This window comes from Cupriavidus necator (assembly GCF_016127575.1).
GTDB lineage: Bacteria > Pseudomonadota > Gammaproteobacteria > Burkholderiales > Burkholderiaceae > Cupriavidus > Cupriavidus necator_D.
Genome location: NZ_CP066018.1, coordinates 1,331,219 through 1,355,707 on the forward strand (window position 1 = coordinate 1,331,219; position 24,489 = coordinate 1,355,707).

Genomic DNA, 24,489 nt, shown 5'->3' on the forward strand with positions numbered 1-24,489 from the left:
TGTGCGTCCGGTCAGCGGATCGACGCCTGCGGCGGATCGCCGTACTGGCGGTAGGCCGCGGCCAGTTGCTCGCGCAGTTCGTCGTTGCTGCTGGCGGCCATGCCCAGGTCGCGCAGCAGGCCGTCGGACACGCCGTAGACCCAGCCATGCACGGTCACCGCCTGGCCGCGGCTCCAGGCGTCCTGGAGCACGGTGGTCTGGCAGACGTTGTTGACCTGCTCGATCACATTGAGCTCGCACAGCCGGGTATGGGCATCGTCTTCGCGCAGCAGCGTGCCGAGATAGGCCTCGTGCTTGTCGGCCACGTCGCGCACATGGCGCAGCCAGTTGTCGGCCAGGCCGATGCGCTCGCGCTTGAGCGCGACCTTGACACCGCCGCAGCCGTAGTGGCCCACCACGGTGATATGGCGCACCTTGAGCACCTCTACCGCGAACTGGATCACCGCCAGCGCGTTCAGGTCGCTGTGCGCGATCACGTTGGCGATATTGCGGTGGACGAACACCTCGCCCGGGGCCAGGCCCAGAATCTGGTTGGCCGGCACGCGCGAATCGGAGCAGCCGATCCACAGGTACTCGGGCGCCTGCTGGTTGGCCAGGCGCATGAAGAAGGTGGGGTCTTCGGCGTTGACGCGGTCGACCCACTCGCGGTTGTTGCGGAACAGCTGGGCGATGGCGTCAGTCATGCGACCCTCCTTGCAGGACCAGGATCGGGAACGGCAGCGGTACCCTGCGCGCTGCCAGCTTCGCTGTAGCGGTGAATGAATCGCTCTGAACTGTGATAGGCAAAGAAGTCATGAACATGTCCGGCCAGCAGCCGGTCCTTGTGGCTCTGCCACATGGCAGGGTCGAAAAAGTCCGCATGGTGGCGCAGGAACGCCGCGCGCACGCGCGTGTCGCCCAGCAGGAAGGTGCGGAAGGTCTCGGGAAAGATGTCGTGCGGACGCACCGTGTACCAGACCTCGCCCGACATCTCCTCTTCCTCGTTGCGCGGCTGCGGCACGTCGCGGATGTTGCAGTCGGTCAGGTACTCGATCTCGTCGTAGTCGTAGAACACCACGCGCCCGTGGCGCGTGACGCCGAAGTTCTTGTACAGCATGTCTCCCGGAAAGATGTTCGCAGCGATCAGCTCCTTGACGGCGTTGCCGTATTCAATCACGCCGTGCTCGACCTGCTCGTCAGTGCCCTCCGTCAGGTAGATGTTCAGCGGCGTCATGCGGCGCTCGATATAGACGTGGCGCACCACGATCTCTTCGCCGCCATCCTTGCCGCGCTGGTACTCGATCATCGACGGCGCGTGCTGCTCGAACTCGCGCACCAGCGCCTCGTCGAAGCGCGAGAGCGGGAAGGCCACGTCGGAATACTCCAGCGTATCGGCCATGCGGCCGACGCGGTCGTGCTGCTTGACCAGCTGGTACTTGGACTTGACCAGCTCGCGCGTGGTTTCCTTGGGCGCCGGGAAAAAGTCCTTGATGACCTTGAACACGTACGGGTACGACGGCAGCGTGAACACCAGCATCACCAGCCCGCGGATGCCGGGCGCGACGATGAACTTGTCCGACGAATGCTGCAGGTGGTGCAGGAAGTCGCGGTAGAACAGGTTCTTGCCCTGCTTCTGCAGGCCCAGCGAGGTATAGATCTCGGCGCGCGGCTTGCGCGGCATGATGTCGCGCAGGAAGGTCACGTAGGCCGACGGGATCTCCATGTCGACCATGAAATAGGAGTGCGTGAACGAGAACAGGATCAGCAACTGTTCCTTCTTCAGCAGCACGGTGTCCAGCGTCAGCTTGCCCGAGGGGCCGTGCACGATCGGGATCGCCAGCGGGAAAGTGCGGTCGCCGTTCAGGATGCGGCCGATGATAAAGGCCGACTTGTTGCGGAAGAACAGCGACGACAGCGTATGGACCTGGAAATTCGGCGCGATGCGCAGGTCGCCGAAATGCTCGCTGACCGCGCGCACCACGTAGCCGATGTCGCGCTGCAGGTCCTCGAACGGGCTCTCCAGCTGGAAGTTGTGCACGACGCGCTCGAAGCACGCGGCCATGCCCTCGCGGCTGCCCGGGTAGTAGGCGCGGAAGGTGGGGCGCGTGGGCGATTCCTCGTTCTCGATGTACTCGGTCGAGATCGCCGGGCGCACGAAGATGAAATCGTTGTTGAAGTACGAGCGGTGCAGGATGCGCGTGCAGACCGAGTTGAAGAAGGTCTCGGCCAGCTCGGGCTGGTGGTGGTTGGTCAGCAGGCCGATGTAGTGCAGCTTGATCTGCTGCCAGATCTCGTCCTCGATGTTCTCGGCGTCGTACTCGTCTTCCAGGATCACGCTCGATTCGCGCACGCGCTCGTTGTAGAACGCAATGCGGTCGCGCTGGATCTGCTGCAGCCCGTGCCAGTCGCCGGCCTCGAACTTGAGCTTGGCCTGGTGGCTGACCTCGCGGAACAGGCGGTAATGCTTGTCGAACCCGTCGAGCATCGTTCTCGCCACATCGAAGGCAATCTGCGAGGAGAGCAGTTTGGGGAAGTGGGACATGGGTCGACGGGGGCCGGGAGAAATGTGCGGCGAGCGGTCTTGCGACGGGTACTGAGATTGTAATGGGGTTCGGGCGGGGGCTCCGGGTGATTTCGGCGCCCCCCTTGCGCTTTACATGGTTTCGGCGAACAGCTCGCGGCCGATCAGCATGCGGCGGATTTCCGAGGTGCCGGCGCCGATCTCGTACAGCTTGGCGTCGCGCCACAGGCGGCCGGCCGGGTATTCATTGATATAGCCGTTGCCGCCCAGGATCTGCACGGTCTCGCCCGCCATCCAGGTGGCCTTCTCGGCGGTGTACAGGATCACCGCGGCGCAGTCCTTGCGCACCTGGCGCACGTGCCCGCTGCCCAGCGCGTCCAGGTTCTTGCCGACCGTGTACAGGTAGCTGCGCGCGGCCTGCAGCGTGGTGTACATGTCGGCCACCTTGCCCTGGATCAGCTGGAATTCGCCGATGCTCTGGCCGAACTGCTTGCGGTCGTGGATATACGGCGTGACCACGTCCATGCACGCCTGCATGATCCCGACCGGGCCGCCGGACAGCACCGCGCGCTCGTAGTCCAGCCCGCTCATCAGCACCTTGGCGCCGCCGTTCTCGGCGCCAAGGATGTTCTCGACCGGCACTTCCACGTCCTGGAACACCAGTTCGCCGGTGTGCGAGCCGCGCATGCCCAGCTTGTCCAGCTTCTGCGCCACCGAGAAGCCCTTCATGCCCTTTTCGACGATAAAGGCGGTCATGCCGCGCGCGCCCAGCTCAGGCTCGGTCTTGGCATAGACCACCAGCACGTCGCAGTCCGGGCCGTTGGTGATCCACATCTTGGTGCCGTTGAGCACGTAGCGGTCGCCCTTGAACTCGGCGCGCAGCTTCATGCTGACCACGTCGGAGCCGGCATTGGGCTCGCTCATGGCCAGCGCGCCGATCCATTCGCCCGAGACCAGCTTGGGCAGGTACTTCGCCTTCTGCGCCGGCGTGCCGTTGCGGTGGATCTGGTTCACGCACAGGTTGGAATGCGCGCCGTACGACAGGCCGACCGACGCCGAGGCGCGGCTGATTTCTTCCATCGCAATCATGTGCGCCAGGTAGCCCATGTTGGCGCCGCCGTATTCCTCGGCCACGGTAATGCCCAGCACGCCCAGGTCGCCCATCTTCTTCCAGGCGTCCATCGGGAACTGGTCGGTGCGGTCGATCTCGCCGGCGCGCGGGGCCAGCTCGGCCTGGGCCCAGTCGCGCACGGAGTTGCGCAGCATCTCGATGTCTTCGCCCAGATCGAATTTCAGGCCTGGCAGTTCGGTCATGATGGTCTCCTGTTTGGAATCGGTATGTGTGTCGGGTTCCGGATGGATGGCCGGAGCCGTCAGTTCAGACGTGGCCCAGTGTCTTGACCACGCACAGCGTCATCAGCATGGTGGCCACCTGCTTGCGGCGGCTGTCCTGCTCGACATAGACATCGCCCTGTGCCACGATCAGCGTGCGCCCGGGCTTGAGGACCCGCCCCACCGCCACCAGGCGTTCGCCCTGGGCGGGAGACAGCAGGTTGATCTTGTACTCGGCGGTCAGGCCCGCCTCATCTTCGCCCACCATCGTCAGCGCGGCGTAGCCGCAGGCGCTGTCTGCCAGCGCACCCACCACGCCGCCGTGGAAGAAGCCGTGCTGCTGGGTCACGCCGTCGGACCACGGCATGGCCAGCTCGACCTCGCCGCGGTCCACCCGCCGCAGGGTCGCGCCAAAGGTGGTCATCAGCCCCTGGCGGGAAAAGCTGGTGGCGATAGCGTCGGCGCGCGCGGCGGACAGCGATCCTGGTTCAGCGGGTACGGCACTGGCGTTGGATGACGTCATGGCGGAGTTCCGGTGTGAGAACGTTGGGTCGCCGGCAGCAACAGGCTGCGCGCGCTGTCGGGGTATTCTATTGACGTTTACGTAAACGTCAATCCCATCCGGCACGGATGCCGGTGGAAGTGCCGCTTCAGGCGACCGAGGTCCGGGCCGGCGCATCGCCGTCTTCCGTGGCCGGTTGCTGCTTGCCGGTCTGCGCGGCCAGCAAAGCCCTGCACTGGCGCTCATGCTGGTCGATCTCGGCCAGTTGCGCCTGCAGGTCTTCCATCTGCCGCTCAAGCGTGCGCCGGTGCGCCGCGAGCGAGTGCAGGAAGCGCTCCAGCTGCGGGGCTGTGTCGCGTGGTGACTCGTAGAGGTCAAGGATCTCGCGGATCTCATTGAGAGTAAGCCCCAACCTCTTGCCGCGCAGTGTCAGCTTCAGCCGGGTCCGTTCACGGCCGTTGTAGACCCGCTTGCGCCCGCCCGGCCCTTCGCGCTCCGGCGACAGCAGACCCTGGTCCTCGTAGAAACGGATGGCCCGGGGCGTGATGTCGAATTCACGCGCAAGGTCGGTGATGGTGTAGGTGGCGGAAGCCGCCGCTGGCGTCGCTGACATAGCCTGCCCAAAGAAAGTGAACGGTCGTTCGTTGTGAAGTCAAGTTTTCGCTTAAGATGGAAACGAACCCGTATGATTGACGTTTACGTTAGCGTCAACCAGATCGGCTGGCAACCGGTGCTTGCACGCCCTGCTCAATGCTTGGCGTGCCGGCAGAACGAGAAAGCCCGCGCCCCCGCGCCAGGCTTCGACCACGAGACTCCTCATGAACGCACTCGAACACCAGCTCCAATACCCGTTCGGCGACACCATGCCCGAGCCCGGCTCCAGGCAGGAAGTCGCCCCCGGCGTCTACTGGCTGCGCATGCCGCTGCCGTTCGCGCTCGACCATATCAACCTGTGGCTGCTGCGCGACCGCCTGGACGGCCGCGACGGCTGGACCATCATCGACTGCGGCATCACCAACGACATCATCAAGGGCCACTGGGAAACCATCTTCGCCAATGAGCTGGAAGGACTGCCGGTGGTGCGCGTGCTGGTGACGCACAGCCACCCCGACCACGTCGGCCTGGCGCACTGGCTGTGCAAGCGCTTCGGCGTGCGGCTGTGGATGAGCCTGGGCGACTACATGAGCGCGCGCGTGATGGGCAGCGGCACCGGTGCCGGCTCCAGCGCGGGCGGCGACGCCGCCGCCGCGCACTTCGCGCTGCACGGCCTGACCGATGCCGACAGCCAGGAAAAGCTGCGCGCGCGCAAGACCTACTACCCGTCGCTGGTGCCGGAGCTGCCGGCGCAGTACCGCCGCATGATGGAGGGCGACACGGTGCGGATCGGCACCGATGCGGCGACCTCGGCCTGGCGCGTGATCACCGGCTTCGGCCATTCGCCCGAGCATGTGGCACTGTACAACGCCGCCACCAATGTGCTGATCTCCGGCGACATGGTGCTGCCGCGCATCTCGACCAATGTCAGCGTGTTCGACATGGAGCCCGAAGGCAATTCGCTGCAGCTCTACCTGGATTCGCTCGGCAAGTACGAACCGCTGCCGCAGGACGTGCTGATCCTGCCCTCGCATGGCCGCCCCTTCCGCAACCTGCATACCCGCATCATGCAGCTGCGCGAGCACCATGCCGACCGCCTCGCCGAAACGCTCGAAGCCTGCGGCGAGAAGGCCTGCAGCGCGCACGACATCGTCAGCGTGATCTTCAAGCGCCAGTTCGACATCCACCAGATGACCTTCGCCATGGGCGAGTCGCTGGCCCACCTGCACTGCCTGTGGCACCGCGGCGAACTGGTGCGGGAAACCGGCGACGACGGCGTGATCCGCTTCCGCGCGGCCTGACTGGCCTAGTTGGCGGCCGCCAGTGCCGCCAGGTAGCGCACCCCGTCGATGGCGCGGCTGCCGTACCAGGACAGCATCTCGCCGTCGACCAGCAGCACCGGCTTGCCAAGCTGGCGCTCGAGCGCGTCGGCGTGGTCTTCGGTGAAGCGGTAGGGCTCGGTCGACAGCAGCACCAGGTCGAGCTCGCGCACCAGCGCGTCGCTCCAGCGGAAGGTGGGATAGCGATCGCCAGGCGCGTTGGGGCGGCTGCAGTCGCCGCCCGCGCAGGCCTGCAATGCGGCACTGCCCTCGGGCCAGGTGTGCCAGTTGGCCAATGCCAGCATGCGGCTGATATAGGTATCGCGCGACACCGTCATCCACGGGTCCTGCCAGATCGCATACAGCACGCGGCGAGCCGGCCACGCGCGCACGCGGATGGCATCGAGCTGCACCTGCAGCGCCGTGCACAGCGCCTCGGCCTCGGCGTGGCAGCCGAAGATCCCGCCCAGCAGCTGGTACAGCCCCAGGTTGTCTTCCGGCGCGCATGGATGGGTGACGATCACATTGGGCACGAATGCGCGGATTTCGTCCACGGTCTCGCGCCGGTTCTCATCGATATTGACCACCACGTGCGTGGGTGCCAGCTCGCGCAGCCGCGCCACGTTCACGTCCTTGGTGCCGCCGACCTTGGGCACCGCGCACACGGCCGGTTCCGGGTGGATGCAGAAGCCGGTGCGTGCCACCATCTGCCGGGCCATCCCGAGCGCGAACAGCAACTCAGTCACCGACGGCACCAGCGACGCGATCCGCACCACCCCGCTGGCGGCGGCATGCTGCTGGCCGATGGCGTCGCGCCACATGGTCAGGGCTCCTGCGGCGGGTCGGCGCGCCGCGGCTTGCGCGGAGCGCCCGCGGCCAGCGCATCGTAGAGCCAGCGCGGCATCACGTGCAGCAGCGCCGCCACCACGCCCATCGGCCACGGAATCACGCGGAAGCGCCGTCCTGCCGCGATTACCCGCACGGCCTTGCGCGCGAACACGTCGGCATCGGTCAGGAACGGCATGCGGTACGGGTTGTGCGCGGTCATCGGCGTGCGGATATAGCCGGGCGCGATCGTGACCACGCGGATGCCGTGCGCGCGCTGCTCCAGCCGCAGGCTTTCCAGCAGCTTGATCACCGCCGACTTGGACGCGCTGTAGGCGCCCGCGCCCGGCAGCCCGCGCACGCCGGCGACACTGGCAATGCCCACCAGCGTGCCGCGGCGCCCGAAGTGGCCGGGCTCGCGCTCCTGCATCGCATGCATGAACGGCTGGAAGGTGGTCAGCACGCCGAACCAGTTGGTATCCATCACCTGGCGGAAGGCGTCGAGGTCCTCGCGCTCGCTGGCGACGGTGCCGACCGAGACCCCGGCATTGGCGATCACCACGTCCGGGCAGCCGAAATGGCCGAGGAAGTCTCCAGCGGCACGCGCCATGGCGTCGGCATCGCGCACATCGGCGCCGTAGACGCGCACCGCGCCCGGGTTGGGCAGCGTGGCGACAAACTCGCGCAGCGCGTCCTCGCGGCGCGCCACCAGCCCGAGGATGGCGCCTTGCGACGCGTATTCGCGCGCGAGAGCCTGGCCCAGGCCGCTGGAGGCGCCGGTGAGGAAGACTTTGAGGGGACGCATGAAGGCAGGGTTGCAGTCTGAAAAAAAACGGCTGGTACAGGATACCAGCCGTTTGGCTTGCTACTGGTGTTGGATAACCCTCGGCTTGCGAAGGTCGCCAGCAGATTACATCTTCTTCGCCTTAACCTGATCCACCAGGTAATCCATGGTCTGGATCGCGCCCTGCTTGTTGCCGGCAATCGACGGCGAGGTCACGTACTTGCCCTGCACCACCACGGTCGGCACGCCGTCGATCTTGTAGGCGTCGGCGATCTTGTTGGCGCGCTGCGAGTTGGTGGTCACCGTGAACGAGTTGTAGGCATCCAGGAAGGCCTTGCGGTCCACGCCGTTCTTGGCCATGAAGTCGGCGATCTCGTTGGGGTCCGTCATGCGCTTGCGGTCCACGTGGATGGCGTTGAAGACCTTGTTGTGCATGGCGTCGAGCTTGCCGATGGCTTCCAGCGCATAGAAGATCTTGGTGTGCGGCAGCAGGTCGTCACGGAACGCGACCGGCACGCGCTTGAAGACCACGTTGCCGCCCTGCTTCCTGACCCAGGCTTCCAGGTCCGGCTCGAAATCGTAGCAGTGCGGGCAGCCGTACCAGAAGAACTCGGTCACCTCGATCTTGCCCGCGGCGACCGGTTGGGCCGCCTTCAGGACCTGGTATTCCTTGCCCTCGGCGGGCGCCGCCCGGGACGGGGCGGACATCAGCAGGCCGCCCACGGCGGCGAACATGGCGAACAGTGCGGCGAGTTTTTTCATCTTGGTGCGGCCTTGCGGTTGGACGATGAGCGTATGACAGCGGCGGCGGCGTCCGGTTCAGCGAAACGCCGGCTGCTTCTGGTGACAACGTGTTGCGGCGGTTACCGGCGATTACTGCCAGTGCCGCCGGACACGACCGGAATAACGCCTGACCCTGCGGTCCGGCTTACTGCTTGGTGAAGCGGATCACCGAGGCCTCGAAGCCGGACGACTGCAGCCGGTCGCGTGCCTTGTTCATGTCTTCGATGCGGTTGAACGGCCCCAGGCGCACCCGGTACATCTTGACGCCGTTGACATCGCGCTCGGTGATCCGGGCTTCGAAGCCCTGCATCGCCAGGTTGGCCTTCTGGCGGTCGGCGTCGTCCGACGAGCGGAACGCGCCCACCTGCAGCAGGTAGCCCACCTTGTTGGCATCGGCCTGGGCGATCTCGGCGATCGGGTCGGCCACCGGCTTCTCGGCCGGCTTGCTGGCGACAGGCTTGTCAGCCGGCTTCTCCACGGGCTTTTCCACCGGCTTCTCGGCCGGACGGGCGACGGCCACCGGGGGTTGCTGGCCGTTCTGGCCATGCTGGCCGTTCTGCTTCGGTTCCGGCTCGGGCGCCTGGCCCACCGGCTTGGCCGGGGTCTTGCTCCACAGCGGCTTGTTGGGGTCGCTCGGGCCCTCGTCGGCGCGCTGGGCCGGCGGCGGCAGCTGGCTGGTGACATTGCCCGGCTCGCTCGGGCGCGGGGCACTCTTCTGCTGGAACGGGGTCGGAGACTTGGTGATGTACAGGGCGACCACCACGGCGATGGCCAGCCCGACGATCAGCCCGAGCACCAGGCCCAGGAACGTACCGCCGCGTTGCTGGTTGCGGCGGACATGGCGCGACTCGCGCTTGCGTTGCTGTTGCATGAAGTCCTCTTCGGTGATGCCGGGATTATAGGGCCAGCGCCGCCAACGGCAGCACTGGCATCGTCCTCGGGGCCGGACAGCCCCGTACCCCCGCGCGGGGGGCGCCGGACGCCTGCTTACATCCGGCGCGGGGCGGACACGCCGATCACCGCCAGGCCATTGCGCAGCACCTGGCGCGTGGCCGCCAGCAGCGCCAGCCGGGCGCGCTTGACGGCCTCGTCGTCAACCAGCACGCGGTCGGCGTTGTAGAAGGCGTGGAAGTCGCCGGCCAGGTCGCGCAGGTAGAAGGCGACCGCATGCGGCGCCAGCTCGGCGGCGGCGCCCGACAGCATGTCCGGGAACTCGGCCAGACGGCGGCCCAGCGCCTGCGCCTGGGCGCTGGCTTCGGGTCCGGTCACGGCGGACAGGTCGGCGCCGGCCAGCTCGGCCAGGCGGGCTTCCCAGTCCGCGCCGCCCCACGACTCGAAGATCGAGCAGATGCGGGCGTGGGCGTACTGCACGTAGTACACCGGGTTCTCGTCGTTCTGCTTGAGCGCCAGGTCGACATCGAAAACGAACTCGGTATCGGCCTTGCGCGACAGCAGGAAGAAGCGCACCGCGTCGCGGCCGCGGGTGAAGTGCTGCGGCCAGTCGGCCACGCCGGTATCCAGGCAGCCGCGGATGGTCTCGTCGCCGCCGTTGGACCATTCGATCAGGTCGCGCACGGTGACATAGGAGCCGGCGCGCTTGGAGATCTTGACCTCCTCGCCGTTCTTCATCACGGTGACCATCTTGTGCAGCACGTAGTCGGGATAGCCCTGCGGGATGCCCATGTCCAGGCCTTGCAGGCCGGCGCGCACGCGCGCGATGGTGCCGTGGTGGTCGCTGCCCTGCACGTTGATGACCTTGGTGAAGCCGCGCTCCCACTTGGTGGTGTGGTAGGCGACGTCCGGCACGAAGTACGTATAGGTGCCGTCGCTCTTCTTCATCACGCGGTCCTTGTCGTCGCCGTCGTCGGTGGTGCGCAGCCACAGCGCGCCCTCGCTCTCGTAGGTCTTGCCCTTGCCGACCAGCGACTGCACCGCGGCTTCGACACGGCCGTCGCTGTACAGCGACGACTCCAGGTAATAGCGGTCGAACTTGACGCCGAAGGCCTGCAGGTCGATGTCCTGCTCGTTGCGCAGGTAGGTGACGGCAAACTTGCGGATCGAGTCGATGTCCTCGACGTTGCCCGACGCGGTCACGGGCTCGCCGTCAGAAGCGCTGACGGTCTTGCCGGCCAGGAAGTCGGCGGCGATGTCGGCGATGTAGTCGCCGTTGTAGGCGGCCTCGGGCCAGCTGGCGTCGCCGGGCTTGAGGCCGCGCGCGCGCGCCTGCACCGACAGCGCCAGGGTCTGGATCTGCACGCCGGCGTCGTTGTAGTAGAACTCGCGGTGCACGTGCCAGCCCTGCCACGACAGCAGGTTGGCCAGCGCGTCGCCCAGTGCCGCCTGGCGGCCATGGCCGACGTGCAGCGGGCCGGTCGGGTTGGCCGAGACGAACTCCACCAGCACCTGGCCGTGCACGCCGCGCTCGCGCGCGCCGTAGTGGTCGCCCTCGGCCAGCACCGCGCGCAGCACGTCGGCCTTGGCGGCCGGGGTCAGGCGCAGGTTGATGAAGCCGGGGCCGGCAATCTCCATGGCCTGGACCAGGCCCTGCGCGCGCGTGTCGGCCTGCACGGCATCGACGATGCGCTGGGCCAGCTCGCGCGGATTGCTCTTGAGCGCGCGCGCGACCTGCATGGCGACGTTGCAGGCAAGGTCGCCGTGGGCGGCCACCTTGGGCCGCTCGAAGGTGACGGCGGGCAGGGTGGCATCGGCCGGGGCGAGCGCGCGCACCGCATCAGTGAACGCGGCGGCAAGATTGGAGGTCTGAACAGGCAGCATGGATGTCGGAAGCCCTGTGGGCAAGGTATTCAGGCACCGCCTTGGGCGGCGCCGTCGCCCGGAAGGCGGCAAGTGACGGCAAAGGAACAGTGAGCGCCGCGCCGCGCCGCGTGACAGGCATTGGAATCGGGAACGCCGAATTTTATCAGGTGCTATGCTGACATCATGCGCGAGGATGGCCCCGGGCCACAATCCGGGCCCAAAATCAGCGAGACTTCCCGCCCGCGGGAACGCCCCCGCCTCTCCGTGAAAGGAAAACACATCATGCTGATCACCTTCAAATCCCACGCCGCGCAGGACCTGATCATGATGAAGGATCTGGCGATGACGCTGCTGGGCATCATCGGCAAGCGCCTCGGGGAACGAGGGGTGATCACCGTGGAAGAGCTTCCAACCGCGATCCACAAGCTGGAAGCCGCGGTCGCCGATGCCAAGGCCCATCCCGCCAGCTCGGCCGTCGAAGCGGACACCGGCAACGACGAAGACGAGGAAGAACCGCTGCACCTGGGCCAGCGCGCCTACCCGTTCCTGGACATGCTGCGTGCCTCCCAGCGTGAGGGGGCCAATGTGATGTGGGGGGTGTGACGGGAACAGACACCCGCTTGCGTGCGGCACGATCGCCGCGCGCCTAAAAAAGCGCCCGGCACCGCAGTGGGCTGCCGGGCTTCCGGACGAGGATTCCGGAAAGGGGGATTCCCTTGCAGGACCCGCCCGGCGTGCCGGACGGGTCCCGGTATCGGTCTGGTGGCTGGGGGGCGGGCCTAATCCTCCTCTGAATGGCGCCGGCCATTGGCCAGCAGCAGCCCGATCAGCGCCCCCACGGCCGCCGCGATCGCCACCGCCTTCAGCGGCGACTCGGCCACGCGGTGCTGGGCGTGTTCTACCGCACCATCCATGCGCTCGCGGGCGCGCATCATGCCGTCGGTGGTCTGGGCGCGCAGCCGATGGGCCATGTCGGTGGCCCGCTCGCGCAGGCGCTGCCCGGCGCGCATGCTCTCGGCAGAGCCCTCGCGCGCCAGCACTTCGATGGTGTGCTCCAGCTGGGCGATCAGCGCCTTGACCTCGCCGGATACCGGCGCTGCCGCGTCGCGCGTGTCGCGCGCGGCATGCCTGATATGGCGGATGGCACTGTCGGCACTGTCGGACAGGTGGTTCAGTTCCTTCCTGACTTTCGGGTTCTGCGTCAGCATACGGTCTCCTCAGTTTCGGTCGGCGGTGGGGAAAGACGGCTCGCGGCCGGTGTCATCGCCCCCTGCGGACCAGGCCCATCACCGCGGCGACCAGCGCCACGACCAGGAAGATGAAGAACAGGATCTTGGCGATTTCCACGGCGCCGGCGGCAATTCCGCCGAAGCCGAAGATCGCGGCGATCAGGGCGATGACGAAAAATACGAGTGCATATTGCAGCATGGCTAGGCTCCCGAAGCAATCGGACCACGCCAGGCGCACTGGCTGGGCCCATGTGAGGGCTTGCGCCAAGGGGTGCAAGCTCATAGCCTCATCGTAGAAAGCCAGCCCGCGCACCAATACTGACAGCGAGCCGATTCCGCTGTCAGCCGAGTCCTACACGCACCCGGACGACGCCCGCGCGGGCCCGGCTTCAAGGTTGACCCATGGCGATCGATGTGATTCCATGGGCGCTCCCTGGCGCTGCGGCGGGCGAGCGGCGCGCCTTCACTAAACAGGAATTGCCCATGTTCAAGCAGTCCTTTCTCCCCCACACGCTGCTGCTGGCGGGCGGCATCCTGCTGACGCTGGCGGTGCTGGTGGCGTCGGAAACCGGCAATATCCGCCTGCGCGAAAGCTATACCGACGTGATCCGCTCGCAGCGCGTGCAGACCGAGCTGGCCGCGCTCAACGGCGAGCTGGTCAATGCCGAGGCCGGCCAGCGCGGCTTCCTGCTGACCGGCAAGGAAAGCTACCTTGAGCCGTACTACAAGGCCCTGCCGCGCATCGCCGAACTGATGGCGCAGATCCGCGCCGGCTATGCCAACGATCCCGAAGGCCTGAAACAGTTCAGCGACACCTCCAAGCTGATCAACAGCAAGCTCAACGAGATGGCGCTGACGCTGGTTTACGGCAAGCGCGACCTGGAAGTGGCGCTGGACCTGATCCGCACCGACTACGGCAAAGAGACCATGGACAATGCGCGCCGCGGCCTGGACCAGCTGCAGGCGCGCGAGGCCGGCGCGGTCTCGCACCGGCTGGAAGGCGCCGAGAACGACGTGCAGCTGTCGCGCTACGGCATCGGCCTGCTTACCGCCATCAACATCACCCTGATGATGGCGGTGGGCGTGGGCCACGCCAAGCGCCTGTCGATGGCTGAGGCGGTGCGCACCCAGCTGGAAGAGGAAGGCGTGCGGCTGGACCGCAAGGTGCGCGCACGCACGCGCCAGCTGTCGGCGCTGGCCGCCCACCTGCAGCGCGTGACCGAGGACGAGAAGACACGCCTGGCGCGCGAGCTGCACGATGAACTGGGCGCCATCCTGACCGCGATCAAGCTGGATCTGCACTGGGTGCGCCGCAAGGTGCAGGAGGACCATCCGGTGGCGGCCGAGCGGCTGACGCGCGTGATGCTGCACGTGGACCAGGGCATCCAGATCAAGCGCCGCCTGATCGAAGACCTGCGCCCCACGGTGCTGCTGAACCTGGGCCTGCGCGCGGCGGTCTGCCAGCTGGTCGAGGAAGTGGGCGCGCGCAATGACTGGGAGACCGATGTCAGCGTGCCCGAGGACCTGCCTCCACTGCGCGACGAGGCCGCGATCGCGCTATACCGGATCGTGCAGGAATCGCTGACCAATGCCAGCAAGTACTCTGAAGCCAGGCACATCGATGTCAGCCTGGCCTGCCAGGACAACCTGCTGACGCTGACCGTGCGCGACGACGGCAAGGGCCTGCCGGCGGACTTCGACGCCGGCAGCACCGCCGGCCACCACGGGCTGCTGGGCATGGAGCAGCGCGTTACCGCGCTGGGCGGCAGCATGCAGATCGATTCCTCGACGCAGGCGGGCGTGCGCATCCACATCGAGGTGCCGCTGACGGAAGCGGTGCTGGCACCGGCGGAGGCGCCGGAAAATCAGGAGCCGGCGCGCGCCTGACGCGCACCGGCAGGCAGGGAATGATGAAGGAACGAGGGGCTGGGCCGGCTCAGGGCGCCGGCGCCGCGTGCTCCTCGATCACGCGGAACACCTGCTCGAGCTCGAGCGACTTGTCGAAGAAGTAGTCCGCGCCGGCCTCGGCGCACTGGCGGCGGTACATGCTGACCTGGGCGTGGTTGGTGTAGACGATGCGCACCGCGCCGGTGCCGATGCGCTGCATCGCGCGCAGCACATTGATGCCGTTGCCCTGGCGCAGCTGCAGGTCGACGATGACCACATCGTACTTGCCGGCGGCGAGCAGCCGCAGGGCCATGGCTTCGGTATCGGCCCAGTCCACGTTCTCGATGAACGGGAAATCCTTCAGGTATTCGAGCAGCATGCCTCGCAGGACCGCCGAGTCTTCAATCAGCAGTATGCTCAGCGCCCGGTAGGAAGTGTTCGAAGCCTGCTCCGACATGTTATGTATTGCTGGTCCTCGTCCGGTGCGGCCCATCGTGGGCTGCTATTCGACCAGGCCGTTCTTGATGGCGTAATAGGTCAGGTCAGCGTTGGTCTTCATGCCCATTTTCTCGAGAATGCGCGAACGATAGGTACTGACGGTCTTGACGCTGAGAAACAGTTCGTCGGCAATCACCGACACCGACTGCCCCCGCGACAGCTTGCAGAAGATCTGGAACTCGCGCTCCGACAGCATCTGGTGCACCGGCTGCTCGGTCGGCTTGTCGAGCCCGCCGATCAGCAGGTCGGCCACGGTGGCGCTCACGTAGCGGCGGCCCTGGGCCACCGTGCGGATGGCCTTGACCAGGTCGTCCGGGGCGCTTTCCTTGGTCAGGTAGCCAGAAGCGCCGGCACGGATCAGGTTGATCGCGTACTGGTCTTCCGGGTAGGTCGACAGGATCAGGACCGGCAATTCGGGCTTGCGCTGACGGATCAGCTTGAGCACGTCGATGCCGTTGCGGTCGGGCATCGAGATGTCCAGGACCAGCACGTCGAACTCGGCATCGCGCAACTGCGCCATGACCTGGTCGCCGCTTCCGGCTTCGCCTGTCACCTGGATGTCGGGCTCTTCGGAAAGGAACTGGCGCAGCCCGGCACGCACAATCTCGTGATCGTCAGCGATCAGGATGCGGATCATGTGGGCTCCACTGGGTTGAACAGACCGGCACATGCCCGGTGCAGTCGGGTGCAGGCGGAACCGCCTGCGTTGATGTCATTGTAGTGCCGGGCGCGGGCGCGGGCTGTCGGTGTCAGGCTGACATTAGGCGGGGCCAGCGCCCACTAGGCACACTGATCGCGCACAAACGCAAAGCGGGACGGATGCGATCCGTCCCGCTTTGCTGCGGCGCGTCAGGGCTGAAACACCCTGGAGGGCCCTGGCGCCGCCGGCGCCGGTAAAAGGTCGGGCTAGTAGCTGGTTGCCAGTGACTGTGGACTAGCGCGCCAGGTTACTGCGCCTTGGCACCCGCTGCGGCACCGGCGCTCACATCCACGCTCGCGTCGGCCTTCGACTTCTTGCCCGACTTGGTGGCGTGCTTGCCGTGCTTGGCCTTGGTGCCGGCGTCTGCCGCGGCGCCGCCGGTGGCGTCGGCAGCAGTGCCGACACTCTTGTCGACCGCAGCGCCGGCGGTCGACAGACCCTTGTCAGCCGCCGAACCTGCTGCCGACAGGCCCTTGCTGGTCGCCGCGCCCGCAGTCGACAGACCCTTTTCGGCTGCGCCTGCGGCACCCGTGGCAGCGCTGCCGGCAGTGTTCAGGCCGCCCTGCGCTGCAGCGGCGGGAGAGGGTGTGGTCACCGATGCGCCGACATCGGCCTTCGTGCCAACGGAAACGCCGGTGCCTTGGGCCATGGCCAGCGAGGAAGCGGCAGCGATCGACAGAGCGGAGAGGGAGAGCAGCAGTTTCTTCATGGACAGACTCCTTTCAGGATGCCCCGCGGCGAAACATTCGCCGCGGTGATCACGCTGGTGATTGCGTGTATCGAGCCCTCAGTCTAGGGAGCCGGACTGCGCCGGTCTGTGAGGAGTTGAAAGGCTCTGTAAGGAGTTGTGAGGCGCCTGGCACGCCGCTCCGGCACGGCTTTGCCGGCCGCCTGCGGCGGTTTTCCCTGTTGCATCAACGGGCTGGCGGCGGGGCGATGCAGCCGCCCCTGCCGCCCTGCCGTCGCACCCGGTTACAGGTTGGGCGCCAGCGCGCGCTCCAGCGTGGCGCGGTCCTCGTGGCGGCGCGCCGCCATGTCGTCGAGCTGGTCCTGGCCGATCTTGCCGATGGAGAAGTAGGTCGACTGCGGATGCGCCAGGTAGAAGCCGCTCACCGATGCGGCCGGCGTCATCGCCAGCGACTCGGTGATGCCCATGCCGATCTCGGCCGCGTCGAGGAACTCGAACATCGGGCCCTTGACGGTGTGCTCCGGGCACGCCGGGTAGCCAGGCGCCGGGCGGATGCCGCGGTACGACTCGGCGATCAGCTGCTCGTTGCTGAGCTGCTCGCCGGCGTCATAACCCCACAAGTCCTTGCGCACGCGTTCGTGCAGGCACTCGGCAAAGCCTTCGGCGAAGCGGTCGGCCAGTGCCTTGAGCATGATCGCGCTGTAGTCGTCATGGTCGGCTTCGAACTGGGCTTCCTTCTTCTCCACGCCCAGGCCCGCGGTGACCGCGAACAGGCCGACGTAGTCGGCGATGCCGCTGTCCTTGGGCGCGACAAAATCCGCCAGGCAACGGTTGGGGCGGCGCACGCCATCGACCACCGGGCGCTCGCTCTGCTGGCGCAGGTTGTGCCAGGTCAGCGCGACCTTGCTGCGGGTCTCGTCGGTGTAGATCTCGATATCGTCGTCGTTGACGGTGTTGGCCGGCAGCAGCGCGATCACGCCGTTGGCGGTCAGCCAGCGTCCCTGGATCAGGCGCGACAGCATGGCCTTGCCGTCCGAGAACACCTTGCGTGCCGACTCGCCGACGATTTCGTCGTTGAGGATGTCGGGGAATTTGCCGGCCAGGTCCCAGGTCTGGAAGAACGGGCCCCAGTCGATGTAGTTGGCCAGTTCCGCCAGGTCGTAGTTGCGGAACACGCGCCGGCCGATGAACTTGGGCTTCGGCGGCACGTAGCTGCTCCAGTCGATCGGGGTCTTGTTGGCGCGCGCCTGCGCCAGCGTCACCATCGGCGTCGCCTTCTTGTTGGCGTGCTGGGTGCGGATGCGGTCGTAGTCGGTCTTCAGCTCGTCCAGGTACTTGGCCGCGCCTTCATCCGACAGCAGGCTCGAGGCCACGCTCACCGAGCGCGAGGCGTCCGGCACGTACACCACCGGGCCTTCGTAATTGGGCGCGATCTTGACCGCGGTATGCACGCGCGACGTAGTGGCGCCGCCGATCAGCAGCGGGATCTTCTTCACGCGGAAGTAGTCGTCGCGCTGCATTTCCGAGGCCACGTAGGCCATCTCTTCGAGCGACGGCGTGATCAGGCCCGACAGCCCGACGATGTCCGCGCCCTCGACCTTGGCGCGGGCCAGGATCTCGTTGCACGGGACCATCACACCCATGTTGACCACTTCGAAGTTATTGCACTGGAGCACCACCGACACGATGTTCTTGCCGATGTCGTGCACGTCGCCCTTCACCGTCGCGATCACGATCTTGCCGCGCGCCTTGACGTCGCCGCCGGCCTCGGCCAGCAGGCGCTTCTCTTCCTCAATGTAGGGCAGCAGGTGCGCCACCGCCTGCTTCATCACGCGCGCGCTCTTGACCACCTGCGGCAGGAACATCTTGCCCGCGCCGAACAGGTCGCCGACGATGTTCATGCCGTCCATCAGCGGGCCTTCGATCACCTCGATCGGGCGGCCGCCGCGCGCCTCGACCTGCTGGCGGACCTCTTCGGTGTCTTCGACGATGAAGGTGGTGATGCCATGCACCAGTGCATGCGCCAGGCGCTCGCCCACCGGCACCGGCTGCTCGGGCGTGCCGCGCCAGGCCAGGTTCTCTTCCTTCTTCGCGCCGCCGCCCTTGAAGCGGTCCGCGATCTCCAGCAGGCGGTCGGTGGAATCTTCGCGGCGGTTCAGGACCACGTCTTCCACGCGCTCGCGCAGCTCGGGATCGAGCTGGTCATACACGCCGAGCTGACCGGCGTTGACGATGCCCATGTCCATGCCCGCGCCGATGGCGTGGTACAGGAACACGGTGTGGATCGCCTCGCGCACCGTGTCGTTGCCGCGGAACGAGAACGACACGTTGGACACGCCGCCGCTGACCTTGGCGTACGGCAGGTTCTGCTTGATCCAGCGCGTGGCCTCGATGAAGTCCACCGCGTAGTTGTTGTGCTCCTCGATGCCGGTCGCGACCGCGAAGATGTTCGGGTCGAAGATGATGTCTTCCGGCGGGAAGCCGACGTCATTGACCAGGATGTCGTAGCTGCGCTTGCAGATCTCGGTCTTGCGCTCGAAGGTGTCGGCCTGGCCTTTCTCGTCGAAGGCCATCACCACCGAGGCGGCGCCATAGCGGCGGATCAGCGCGGCGTGGTGGCGGAACTGTTCCTCGCCCTCCTTGAGCGAGATCGAGTTGACCACGGGCTTGCCCTGCACGCACTGCAGGCCGGCCTCGATCACTTCCCACTTGGACGAGTCGATCATGATCGGCACGCGTGCAATGTCCGGCTCCGAGGCGATCAGGTTCAGGAAGCGAACCATGGCGGCCTTCGAGTCCAGCATGGCCTCGTCCATGTTGATGTCGATGATCTGCGCGCCATTCTCGACCTGCTGGCGGGCCACCGCCAGCGCCTCGTCGAACTGGCCGTTCAGGATCATGCGCGCGAAGGCCTTGGAGCCGGTCACGTTGGTGCGCTCGCCGACGTTGACGAACAACGTGTCGTCGTCGATGGTGAAGGGCTCGAGGCCGGACAGGCGCATCGGGCGCGGGGGCAGTTGCTTGTCGGTCATGTTGTCGGGCTCCGGGCTCAGGCAGCGTCGCGGTACTGGCCGGGCCAGGTGCGGGGGGTCTTGTTGGCCACGCGCTGGGCGATCGCGGCAATATGCTCGGGCGTGGTGCCACAGCAGCCGCCCACCAGGTTCACCAGCCCGGAGGCGGCGAACTCTTCCACCAGCGACGAGGTGACCTCGGGCGTTTCGTCAAAGCCCGTGTCGCTCATCGGGTTCGGCAAACCCGCGTTCGGGTAGCACGACACCGCCGCGTCGCAGATCTTGGCCAGCTCGGCGATATACGGGCGCATCAGCGTGGCGCCCAGCGCGCAGTTCAGCCCGAAGGTGATCGGGCGGGCGTGGCGCAGGCTGTTCCAGAACGCTTCCACGGTCTGGCCCGACAGGATCCGGCCCGAAGCATCGGTCACCGTGCCGGAGATCATCACCGGCAGGCGCTCGCCGGTGTCCTCGAACAGCTGGTCGATGGCGAACAGCGCCGCCTTGGCGTTAAGCGTGTCGAAGATGGTCTCGACCAGGAACACGTCGGCGCCGCCTTCCAGCAGGCCCTTGCCCTGTTCGTAGTAGGAATCGCGCAGCTCTTCGAAGGTCACGTTGCGCGCGCCCGGGTCGTTCACGTCGGGCGAGATGCTGGCGGTCTTGGGCGTCGGGCCGAAGGCGCCGGCGACAAAGCGCGGCTTCTCCGGCGTGCTGTACTTGTCGCAGGCGGCGCGCGCCAGGCGCGCGGCCTCGACGTTCATCTCGTACGCCAGGTCCGCCATCTTGTAGTCTTCCTGCGCCACGCCGGTGGCACCGAAGGTATTGGTCTCGATCAGGTCGGCGCCGGCGGCCAGGTACTGCTCATGGATCTCGCTGATGACCTGCGGGCGCGTCAGCAGCAGCAGCTCGTTGTTGCCCTTGACGTCCACCTTGTGTTCCGCGAAGCGCGCGCCGCGGTAGTCCGCCTCGGTCAGCTTGTAGCGCTGGATCATGGTGCCCATGGCGCCATCCAGGATCAGAATGCGTTCTTGCAGCAGCCGGGGCAACTCGGCAGCCCGGGTGTAGGGGCGCGGCGCGGCCGCGGTGGATTCAGGGGCACTCATGGCGGGGACTCTGGAAAGGCGGGCCTGCGGCGTATCCATGGCTGGATCGGCGCCGGGCCGCTGCTGTGGCCTATGCTGGCCAAAGAGGGACGATTTTATCAGGTGTATCAAGGCCTTGCGGCTGCCCGCGATGACCCGCGGTTGCCTGTCCGGCCCGCTGGCGCCTACACTGAGAGACGTAACCGTCACCGCCCCGGTCGCTTCGCGCTGCCCCCTTCCCTGCCCGCCATGCAACATCTCTCCCCCGCCGACGCCCAGGACCTGCTGGCGCAATCGCCCGAGACGCTCTTTATCGACTGCCGCAGCGAGATGGAATACCTGTTCGTCGGTCATCCGAAGGGCGCGCACAACGTACCCTGGAACGATGGCCCGGACTGGGAGGTCAACCCGCATTTCGTGCAGATGGTGAAGAAACTGGCGGGCCAGGCATCGGCGCGGCCGGTGCTGCTGATCTGCCGCAGCGGCAACCGCTCGTCGGCGGCGGCGCGGGCACTGGAGGGCGCGGGCTTCTCCAACGTCCAGTTCGTGCTGCACGGCTTCGAGGGCGACCTCGATGCGCAGCGCCACCGCAATACGGTCAACGGCTGGCGCCATGACGGGCTGCCGTGGGAACAATACTGAGCGCGGCCCGCAGCGCCCACCACCAACAAAAAAGCCCGCCGAAGCGGGCGTGATCGTTCCAGGCAAAGCCGCTCAGTGCATCACCAGCGGGTGCATCATGACGTTGTCGAACTTGCCGAGAAAATCGTCGACTTCCTCCACGGATGGCTCGCTTTCGATCAGGCGTTTGACATCGGCGCGGAAGCTCTCGGCCAGATGGCCGCCGAGGAAGATTTCGCGCTTCAGGTTCTTGTCGACGATTTCATAGCCACCAAACTCAAGCGGCGCCTGATCGACATCCGCACCAAACTCCACGATGCAGTAGTTGTCGCTGTTGTAGATCATTTGCATGGCACACCTCCTGGGCGTCATGGATGGGCGGCATGCCCTTGTGGTTCTTGCCTCAGTTGATGCCTTGAGGGGGCGCCGCGGCTTTACCTCCAAACTTGGGGTGACCGGCGGGAAATCAAGTTATTGGTGCGGGTCACCTCGTTGCCACGATTTTCTGCCTTACATGAATTGGGCATCGGCCAATGCAACAAGTTTCTTGAGCCTTCCACATCAGTGTGTTGCTTGTCACGGAACGTCGCACTGCCCCCCGCATGCGGCATTCCCGAGAAAGGCGTCCAGCGCGGCGTGGAAGCGCTCGGGCTGCTCCACGTGCACCAGGTGCGCCGCTTGCGGCACGACCTCGAGCCTGGCTCCGGGAATCGCCGCGGCGATGCTCTGCGCCATCGCCACGGTTGCGCCCTGGTCCTGCTCGCCCGCTACTACCAGCGTAGGACAATGAATGCGGGAAAGCGCGCCGGCAAGGTCAAAAGCCATGATTGCCCCGGCCACACCCACGTATCCACGTACCGGCGTGGCCACCAGACTGTCGCGAATGCGCGACACCTGGTCGCGATGCGCCTCATGGAAGGCCGGCGTCAGCCAGCGCCCGAGGGTGGCATCGGCCATCCCGGCCATGCCATGGGCCTCGGCCTGGCCGATGCGGTTGTGCCACATCGGGTGCGCCTCCATCGGGGTCTGGCTGTTGGTGGCCACCAGCGCCAGCGACAGCAGCCGTTCGGGATGGCGCAGCCCCATGGTCTGCCCGATCATGCCGCCCACGGAAATCCCGCAGAAATGCGCCTGGGGGATCTGCAGCGCGTCCATCACCGCGACCACGTCGTCGGCCAGCCGCGTCATGGTGTAGGGCCCGAGCGGGGCGTCGCTGGCGCCGTGGCCGCGCATGTCAGGGCGCACCACGCGATAGCGGCGCGCCAGGTGCTGCGCGGTGGCATCCCACAGCGTGTGGTCGGCAGCCAGGGCGTGGGCCAGTATCACCCAGGGCCCGTCCGCCCCGTCCACGCGCACGTGCAGGTCGGCGCCTTCGGCGTGGATGCGGTGGGTTTCGGCTGGTGGCGTGGCAACGGTCATGGCTGGGCTCCTTTCGGTTGGATGATGCGTCGGGAGGCGCGCGCCGCGGTCCTACTGCCCTTCCCTGCCGCGGTACACGAGGTCGATCTGGGTGCCGTCGGGCTCGGTCTGGCGCAGGCGCACCGGCATCCAGCCGAGCGACTGCGCCAGCCACAGCTCGACGCGGCGCCGGTCATTGGCACGGCGCTGCAGCCTCACAAAGTGCTTTGCTCGTATCACGCCGTTGCCGGTGTCGATCTCGTCCTCTCCAACATACTGTACTTGCATGGGTTCCACATCCCGCGTGTCGGCCACGAGGAACGCTTCCGTCACTCCGGGGGTGGCGTATCGCTGGGGATTGCCGCGCACCAGCCCCACCAGCTGCAGGAATACGCTGAAGCGGTCCTGCGCGCCGGGCGGGAACGGCGCCTGCGTGCCCGAGGCAAATACCGCGGTGCCGGCCGCGGCATCGAACCGCGAGGTCTCGGTCTTGTTGCGGCGGCGCTCTTCGTAGCGTTCCGGCAACAGTCCCTGCACCGCCATCGCGCCGCCGCTCTGGAAGGCAAAGCGGAACCACAGCACGCGGGTTTCGACCGCCAGCCGGTAGCGGCTGCCGTCCTGCTCCCAGCGGATCAGGCCGTCGGGGTTCTGCACGCCGTTGACGAAGCTGGCGTAGTGCATCGTCGCCGACGGCGGCGGGTCGTAGCGCACGCCATCGACGCCGCCCTGCGGCCCGCCGGACGGCGCGGCAGCGGCGGCAGGCCTGGCCGCGCTGCCCTCGCCGCCACTGCCCGACGCCATCTCGGTCGCGCCCTGCGGGCTGGTGGCGAGCGGGGGAGCGGGGGCTTCCTGCGGCGCGGGTTCCGGGGCCGGCGCGGCCGCCCTGGGCTGCGGGCGCGGGCGCGGCACCGGCCGCGGCGCGGGTGGGGCTGGCGGCCTGGGCGGCGGCAGCAGCACCGCTTCCAGCGTGGGCGTGTTGCTGACATCCACCGGGATCAGCGGCCCCGGCATGCGCACGAAGCCCACCACGGCCAGCACGTGGACCAGCAGCACCAGGGCGATCACGATGATCCAGCGCCGCCGGCGCCAGACGCGGGGATCCGCGCCGGGCCGGGCGTGGAGATCAGGATTGGCCGGTTTCTCCGGCCGGGGTGGCTGCACCAAGGTAGCCAAGTTCCGATGAGAGCTGTTGGGCGATGTCGCGGATGCGACGATCCATCGTACCGCCCCATTCTGCATCGAATATGCTCTGCGCGCCCAGTACGATCAGCCCCATGGCCAGGTGGCCGTTGGCATTGAACACCGGCATCGAGAACGCATTGATGCCCGGCAGCACGCCGCCGAGCGTGCGCGCCGCGCCATGCGCGCGCACCTCGGCGCAGATCGCGTCGTATTCGGCCAGCGAGCGCGGCATGTCGGGCAAGCCGTCATTGCCGCGAGCGCCCAGCTCGCGTTCGATCAGCGGCAGGGTCTGCTTGCGCGGCAGGTAGGCGCCGTACAGGCGCCCGGTGGCGGAGTTCAGCATCGGCATCACATCGCCCAGGCGCAGGCTGACGGTGACGGGATGGCTGGATTCCTCCCAGTGCACCACGGTGGGACCGTGGTTGCCCCACACGGCAATGCCGGCGGTCAGGTCCAGTTCGTCGCGCAGCTGCGACAGGATCGGGCGCGCCTTCTTGACCGGATCGAGGCGGTTCAGCCCGGCCAGGCCCAGCTGCAGCGCGAACGGGCCCAGGTCATAGCGCCCGCTGACGGGGTCCTGCGCCACCGCGCCCAGCCGCATGAAGCTGACCAGGTAGCGATGGGCCTTGGCCGGGTTCATGTCGGCGGCGGCGGCCAGGTCGCGCAGCATCATCGCGCGCGGCGACACCGCCAGCGCCTGCAGCAGCCTGAAGCCCACCTCGATGGACTGGATGCCGGAACGCAGCTTGGTGTCTTCTTCTTCGGTCTCTGACATGCGGCGGATGGTTTGCTCCCCGGGA

General features: G+C 67.0%; 25 protein-coding genes. 4 read left to right on the plus strand and 21 right to left on the minus strand.

Annotated elements, in window-relative coordinates:
- Positions 1-11 precede the first annotated feature (11 nt).
- The 5 genes from can to I6H87_RS06230 all read right to left on the minus strand — a co-directional run bounded on the left by can (position 12) and on the right by I6H87_RS06230 (position 4,947).
- A complete protein-coding gene (gene can / locus I6H87_RS06210) occupies positions 12-683 on the minus strand; it encodes a carbonate dehydratase (protein WP_010813257.1) in 672 nt (223 codons plus the stop codon).
- Positions 680-2,521, minus strand: coding sequence for a bifunctional isocitrate dehydrogenase kinase/phosphatase (gene aceK, locus I6H87_RS06215; RefSeq protein WP_011614381.1), 1,842 nt, complete (start codon positions 2,519-2,521; stop codon positions 680-682). Before aceK ends, can begins: the two co-directional genes overlap by 4 nt.
- Before the next feature lie 111 nt (positions 2,522-2,632).
- Positions 2,633-3,814, minus strand: coding sequence for an isovaleryl-CoA dehydrogenase (locus I6H87_RS06220; protein WP_011614380.1), 1,182 nt, complete (start codon positions 3,812-3,814; stop codon positions 2,633-2,635).
- Positions 3,815-3,878: 64 nt separating this feature from the next.
- Positions 3,879-4,355 carry a PaaI family thioesterase gene (locus tag I6H87_RS06225; protein ID WP_010812873.1) on the minus strand — a complete coding sequence of 159 codons (477 nt, stop codon included), beginning with the start codon at positions 4,353-4,355 and terminating at the stop codon, positions 3,879-3,881.
- 127 nt (positions 4,356-4,482) lie between these two features.
- Complete coding sequence (locus I6H87_RS06230; RefSeq protein WP_011614379.1) at positions 4,483-4,947, minus strand: MerR family transcriptional regulator; 465 nt, start codon at positions 4,945-4,947, stop codon at positions 4,483-4,485.
- A 205-nt stretch (positions 4,948-5,152) separates the two neighbouring features.
- Here I6H87_RS06230 and I6H87_RS06235 point away from each other — a divergent pair, with 205 nt between their 5' ends.
- The gene (locus tag I6H87_RS06235; protein WP_010812875.1) at positions 5,153-6,229 is read left to right on the plus strand and encodes an MBL fold metallo-hydrolase; all 1,077 of its coding nucleotides are present in this window, start codon (positions 5,153-5,155) and stop codon (positions 6,227-6,229) included.
- 5 nt (positions 6,230-6,234) lie between these two features.
- Here I6H87_RS06235 and I6H87_RS06240 read toward each other — a convergent pair whose 3' ends face one another.
- The 5 genes from I6H87_RS06240 to argS all read right to left on the minus strand — a co-directional run bounded on the left by I6H87_RS06240 (position 6,235) and on the right by argS (position 11,414).
- Positions 6,235-7,068 (minus strand): helical backbone metal receptor, encoded by an 834-nt coding sequence (locus tag I6H87_RS06240; protein ID WP_011614378.1) that lies wholly within the window; start codon positions 7,066-7,068, stop codon positions 6,235-6,237.
- 2 nt (positions 7,069-7,070) lie between these two features.
- Complete coding sequence (locus tag I6H87_RS06245) at positions 7,071-7,877, minus strand: SDR family oxidoreductase (RefSeq protein ID WP_011614377.1); 807 nt, start codon at positions 7,875-7,877, stop codon at positions 7,071-7,073.
- Positions 7,878-7,982: 105 nt separating this feature from the next.
- Positions 7,983-8,618, minus strand: a complete 636-nt coding sequence (locus tag I6H87_RS06250) for a thiol:disulfide interchange protein DsbA/DsbL (protein ID WP_011614376.1) — start codon at positions 8,616-8,618, stop codon at positions 7,983-7,985.
- Positions 8,619-8,784: 166 nt separating this feature from the next.
- A complete protein-coding gene (locus tag I6H87_RS06255; protein WP_010812879.1) occupies positions 8,785-9,510 on the minus strand; it encodes an SPOR domain-containing protein in 726 nt (241 codons plus the stop codon).
- A gap of 116 nt (positions 9,511-9,626) precedes the next feature.
- Positions 9,627-11,414, minus strand: coding sequence for an arginine--tRNA ligase (argS, locus tag I6H87_RS06260; protein WP_010812880.1), 1,788 nt, complete (start codon positions 11,412-11,414; stop codon positions 9,627-9,629).
- Between the two features lie 264 nt (positions 11,415-11,678).
- On the opposite strand from argS, the gene I6H87_RS06265 reads away from it, so the two are divergent.
- Positions 11,679-11,999, plus strand: a complete 321-nt coding sequence (locus I6H87_RS06265) for a DUF1840 domain-containing protein (protein WP_010812881.1) — start codon at positions 11,679-11,681, stop codon at positions 11,997-11,999.
- A 176-nt stretch (positions 12,000-12,175) separates the two neighbouring features.
- Here the strand turns inward: I6H87_RS06265 and I6H87_RS06270 are convergent, their stop codons facing one another.
- A complete protein-coding gene (locus I6H87_RS06270; protein WP_010812882.1) occupies positions 12,176-12,604 on the minus strand; it encodes a DUF883 family protein in 429 nt (142 codons plus the stop codon).
- A 52-nt stretch (positions 12,605-12,656) separates the two neighbouring features.
- Entirely contained in the window at positions 12,657-12,824 is a 168-nt protein-coding gene (locus I6H87_RS06275) for a DUF1328 domain-containing protein (RefSeq protein ID WP_010812883.1), read from the minus strand.
- Between the two features lie 284 nt (positions 12,825-13,108).
- Between I6H87_RS06275 and I6H87_RS06280 the strand changes: the two genes are divergently transcribed.
- Complete coding sequence (locus tag I6H87_RS06280; protein ID WP_011614375.1) at positions 13,109-14,512, plus strand: sensor histidine kinase; 1,404 nt, start codon at positions 13,109-13,111, stop codon at positions 14,510-14,512.
- Between the two features lie 49 nt (positions 14,513-14,561).
- Here the strand turns inward: I6H87_RS06280 and I6H87_RS06285 are convergent, their stop codons facing one another.
- The 5 genes from I6H87_RS06285 to I6H87_RS06305 form a co-directional block, all read right to left on the minus strand.
- On the minus strand, positions 14,562-14,969 hold the full coding sequence (locus I6H87_RS06285; RefSeq protein WP_010812885.1) for a response regulator: 408 nt from the start codon (positions 14,967-14,969) through the stop codon (positions 14,562-14,564).
- A 45-nt stretch (positions 14,970-15,014) separates the two neighbouring features.
- The gene (locus tag I6H87_RS06290; RefSeq protein WP_010812886.1) at positions 15,015-15,647 is read right to left on the minus strand and encodes a response regulator; all 633 of its coding nucleotides are present in this window, start codon (positions 15,645-15,647) and stop codon (positions 15,015-15,017) included.
- A gap of 310 nt (positions 15,648-15,957) precedes the next feature.
- A complete protein-coding gene (locus I6H87_RS06295) occupies positions 15,958-16,419 on the minus strand; it encodes a hypothetical protein (RefSeq protein ID WP_010812887.1) in 462 nt (153 codons plus the stop codon).
- Between the two features lie 263 nt (positions 16,420-16,682).
- Positions 16,683-19,430, minus strand: a complete 2,748-nt coding sequence (metH, locus tag I6H87_RS06300) for a methionine synthase (RefSeq protein ID WP_010812888.1) — start codon at positions 19,428-19,430, stop codon at positions 16,683-16,685.
- Between the two features lie 17 nt (positions 19,431-19,447).
- Entirely contained in the window at positions 19,448-20,509 is a 1,062-nt protein-coding gene (locus I6H87_RS06305; RefSeq protein WP_010812889.1) for a homocysteine S-methyltransferase family protein, read from the minus strand.
- Positions 20,510-20,737: 228 nt separating this feature from the next.
- Between I6H87_RS06305 and I6H87_RS06310 the strand changes: the two genes are divergently transcribed.
- Positions 20,738-21,130, plus strand: a complete 393-nt coding sequence (locus I6H87_RS06310) for a rhodanese-like domain-containing protein (protein WP_010812890.1) — start codon at positions 20,738-20,740, stop codon at positions 21,128-21,130.
- 72 nt (positions 21,131-21,202) lie between these two features.
- On the opposite strand, the gene I6H87_RS06315 is transcribed toward I6H87_RS06310, so the two are convergent.
- From I6H87_RS06315 to I6H87_RS06330, 4 genes are all read right to left on the minus strand, one after another.
- Complete coding sequence (locus I6H87_RS06315) at positions 21,203-21,460, minus strand: BTH_I0359 family protein (protein ID WP_010812891.1); 258 nt, start codon at positions 21,458-21,460, stop codon at positions 21,203-21,205.
- Between the two features lie 225 nt (positions 21,461-21,685).
- On the minus strand, positions 21,686-22,528 hold the full coding sequence (locus I6H87_RS06320) for an alpha/beta fold hydrolase (RefSeq protein WP_010812892.1): 843 nt from the start codon (positions 22,526-22,528) through the stop codon (positions 21,686-21,688).
- A gap of 51 nt (positions 22,529-22,579) precedes the next feature.
- On the minus strand, positions 22,580-23,671 hold the full coding sequence (locus I6H87_RS06325) for a DUF3108 domain-containing protein (protein WP_300950226.1): 1,092 nt from the start codon (positions 23,669-23,671) through the stop codon (positions 22,580-22,582).
- Entirely contained in the window at positions 23,631-24,464 is an 834-nt protein-coding gene (locus I6H87_RS06330; RefSeq protein WP_010811511.1) for an IclR family transcriptional regulator, read from the minus strand. The genes I6H87_RS06325 and I6H87_RS06330 overlap by 41 nt, the downstream gene beginning before the upstream one ends.
- Between the last annotated feature and the right edge of the window lie 25 nt (positions 24,465-24,489).